Raw genomic sequence first — 3,613 nt, 5'->3', positions numbered from 1 at the left:
GGGTGGGAGTGCGCTCTGGCCGCATTCGGCGCTTCCCCCCGGGCGCGGGCTTGCGCTAAAAGCGCTGCATGACCGACGAACCCACCGACGATTTCTCCGACGACCGTCCCGACGACGCCTCTGACGCGCCGCTGGCCGAACCTTTGCGCCGCGCGCTGGGCGACCGCTACCTGCAATACGCGCTGTCGACGATCATGCACCGCGCGCTGCCCGATGCCCGCGACGGGCTGAAGCCCGTGCATCGCCGCATCCTCTTCGCCATGCGCGAGCTGCGCCTCACCGCCACCGGCGGCTACCGCAAATCGGCGAAGATTTCGGGCGACGTGATGGGCAACTATCACCCCCACGGCGATGCCGCGATCTATGACGCGATGGCCCGCCTCGCGCAGGATTTCAACGTCCGCTACCCGCTGGTCGACGGCCAGGGGAACTTCGGCAATATCGACGGCGACAACCCCGCCGCCAGCCGCTACACCGAAGCGCGCCTAACCGCCGCCGCCGAGGCGCTGCTGGAAGGCCTGGCCGAGGATGCCGTCGATTACCGAGACAACTACGACGGCACGCTGAGTGAGCCGATCGTGCTGCCCGCGGCCTTCCCGAACCTGCTGGCCAACGGCTCGTCGGGGATCGCGGTCGGCATGGCGACGAATATCCCGCCGCACAATCTCGATGAACTCGTCACCGGCTGTCAGGCGCTGATCCGCAACCCGGATCTGCCCGACGAAGAGCTGGTCGAGATGATCCCCGGCCCCGACTTCCCCACGGGCGGCGTCATCGTCGAGCCCCGCGCGTCGATCCTCGAGAGCTACCGCACCGGCCGCGGCGCCTTCCGCCTGCGCGCCCGCTGGAATGTCGAGGATCTGGGCCGCGGCACTTGGCAGGTCGTGGTCACCGAGATCCCGTATCAGGTGCCAAAATCCAAGCTGATCGAGAAGCTGGCCGAGGTCATCCAGCTGAAGAAGGTCCCGCTTCTCGCCGATGTGCGCGACGAATCCGCCGACGATGTGCGCATCGTGCTGGAGCCGCGCTCGAAGAACGTGGACGCGGAACAGATGATGGGCATGTTGATGCGCGTGACGGATCTGGAGATCCGCTTCTCGCTCAACATGAACGTGCTGATCGACGGTCGGACCCCCAAGGTCTGCAGCCTGCGTGAGGTCTTACGCGCCTTCCTCGACCACCGGCGTGAGGTGCTGCAACGGCGCTCGAAACACCGGCTGGCCAAGATCGACCACCGGCTGGAAGTGCTGGAAGGCTTCATCATCGCCTTCCTCAACCTCGACCGGGTGATCGACATCATCCGTTACGATGAGGAGCCCCGCGCCGCGCTGATGCGCGAGGAATGGGGCCACAAGTTCAAGCGCGCGACCTCCGAGGCCGATTACGTGTCGCCCCCCGCCTCGGAAGGTGAGCTGACCGAGGTGCAGGCCGAAGCCATCCTCAACATGCGCCTGCGCAGCCTGCGTCGGCTTGAGGAAATGGAACTCCGGCGCGAGCGTGACGAACTGATGCGCGAGCGCGAGGGGCTGATCGAGCTCCTCGAGTCGGAAAAGCTGCAATGGACCCGCATCGCGCAGGAGCTGGACAAGGTCCGCGACCAGTTCGGCATGGGCACGCGTCTGGGCGCCCGCCGCTCGACCTTCGCCGATGCCGGTGAGGTCGAGGTGCTTGCCCCCGAGGCGATGATCGAGCGCGAGGCGATCACCGTGGTCTGCTCGAAAATGGGCTGGATCCGGGCGATGAAGGGCCATGTCGCGCTGGATACCGAGTTCAAGTTCAAGGACGGCGACGAGGGGGCCTTTGCCCTCCATGCCGAGACCACGGACAAGATCATCATCTTCGGCTCGAACGGTCGCTTCTACACCCTGTTGGGCGCCAACCTGCCCGGCGGGCGCGGCATGGGCGAGCCCGTGCGCCTGATGGTTGATCTGCCGAACGAGGCGCAGATCGTCGACATCTTCGTGCATGCCTCGGGCGGCAAGATGATCGTGGCGTCGTCGGATGGCGACGGCTTCATCATCCCCTCGGACGAGATGCTGGCGCAGACCCGCTCGGGCAAGCAGGTGCTGAACCTGCGCGACGGGGCGAAGGCGCTGATCTGCAAGCCGGTCTCGGGCGATCACGTCGCCTGTGTCGGCGAGAACCGCAAGATGCTGGTCTTCGCACTGGACGAGCTGCCGGAGATGTCGCGCGGCAAGGGCGTGCGGCTGCAGAAGTTCAAGGACGGCGGCCTCTCGGACCTGACCACGCTGACGCTGGCCGAAGGCCTGTCGTGGAAGGACCCGGCCGGGCGCACGCGGACCGAGCCCGACCTCACTGAATGGCTGGCCAAGCGCGCCACCGCGGGCCGCATGGCGCCGCGTGGCTTCCCGCGGGACAACCGCTTTAACGGCTGAGCCTGCCTGCGCCGGATCGACCGATCCGCCACACCTGACTTGCGCGCCGGGGCCTTGACGGGCCCCGGCGTTGCCACATCTGCCGGGTTCCGCTAAGCCTTTCGCGAAACCAGTGAGGATCCCCCATGCCCCTGCCGCGCTTTCTGCTCCGGACTTCGGCCGTGCTGGCCACCGCTGCCTTCCTCGCAGGCTGCTCGGCCAGTGGCGAGAATCTGGGGGCATCGCGCGACGAACTGGGTGATTTCCGCCTGTGCTACAACATCGTCACCACCAATGACGCCGTTCAGGGGCCCCTCTCGCGTGAGGCCGATGTCGAGGTCTTCGCCGACCGTATCCGCGATGAGATCGACCGCCGCTTTGGCCGCTACGAAGGCGATCGCCTGTTCCACATCGCGCTGCATCTCGACGCCTATGTCCTCGCCGTGCCGGGCGTGCCGCTGATCGCCTCGCCGCGCTCGGCGCTGATCGTCTCCGCGAACCTGTGGGACGATGCGCTGGGCGGACCCGTCAACGACGGTGCCGAGCAATTCACCATCCTCGAAAGCGCGGGCGGTTCGTCGGTCGTGGGCTCCGGCCTGACGATGAGCGCCGAGGAGCAGATGACGATGCTGGCCCAGAACGCGGCCCTGCGCATCGAGACCTGGATGTCCGAGCATCCCGAATGGTTCGATCCGGCCCAACGCGCCGATCAGGCCGTCGACGGGGACAGCCCCGCCACCGCCGAAGCCGCGGCCGAGCCCGAGGCCGAACCAGCCACCTCGGCGGCCTCCAGCGGTCCGGAAGGCAGCGCCGGCGCGGCCTGCGGTCGCCGCTGACCCGACGGCAATCGGCAGCCGGCGGACGCTGGCTTCCCCCCCATTCCCGCCGCCGGACCCCGGACCGGCCGCCGCACCCCTTCTTTCATGGGGCGCGACAGGCATAGGACGTGGCAAAACTGTGCCCGGAACGTGCCAATCCGCTTGATTTTTCCCAATTCGGCCAATATCACCCGCGCGACGCGGCTCGCCGAATAGCGGGGCATCCCCCGCCGCGCTCGACACCCAACTGGGCGGGGTCTCCCCCGCCGCGCCGACCTAAGACTTGAGGAGAAGCCATCATGGCGAAGGCAAAGTTTGAACGGAACAAACCGCACGTCAACATCGGCACGATCGGCCACGTTGACCACGGCAAGACCACGCTGACCGCGGCGATCACGAAATACTTCGGCGATTTCAAAG

The 3,613-nt window shown here is 67.1% G+C and carries 3 protein-coding genes; all 3 read left to right on the top strand.

Annotated features, from left to right (window positions below; all coding sequences use genetic code 11):
* The first annotated feature begins 68 nt into the window (after positions 1-68).
* Positions 69-2,396, top strand: coding sequence for a DNA topoisomerase IV subunit A (gene parC / locus BCY78_RS24145; protein WP_068306901.1), 2,328 nt, complete (start codon positions 69-71; stop codon positions 2,394-2,396).
* Positions 2,397-2,521: 125 nt separating this feature from the next.
* A complete protein-coding gene (locus tag BCY78_RS25460) occupies positions 2,522-3,211 on the top strand; it encodes a hypothetical protein (RefSeq protein WP_068306897.1) in 690 nt (229 codons plus the stop codon).
* Between the two features lie 281 nt (positions 3,212-3,492).
* The coding region (locus BCY78_RS25060; RefSeq protein WP_233499485.1) for a GTP-binding protein at positions 3,493-3,613 on the top strand (121 nt) is incomplete at its 3' end.

The sequence above is a fragment of the Pararhodobacter sp. CCB-MM2 genome, assembly GCF_001691415.1.
GTDB lineage: Bacteria > Pseudomonadota > Alphaproteobacteria > Rhodobacterales > Rhodobacteraceae > Pararhodobacter.
This window is presented reverse-complemented; position numbering and strand designations above follow the sequence as displayed.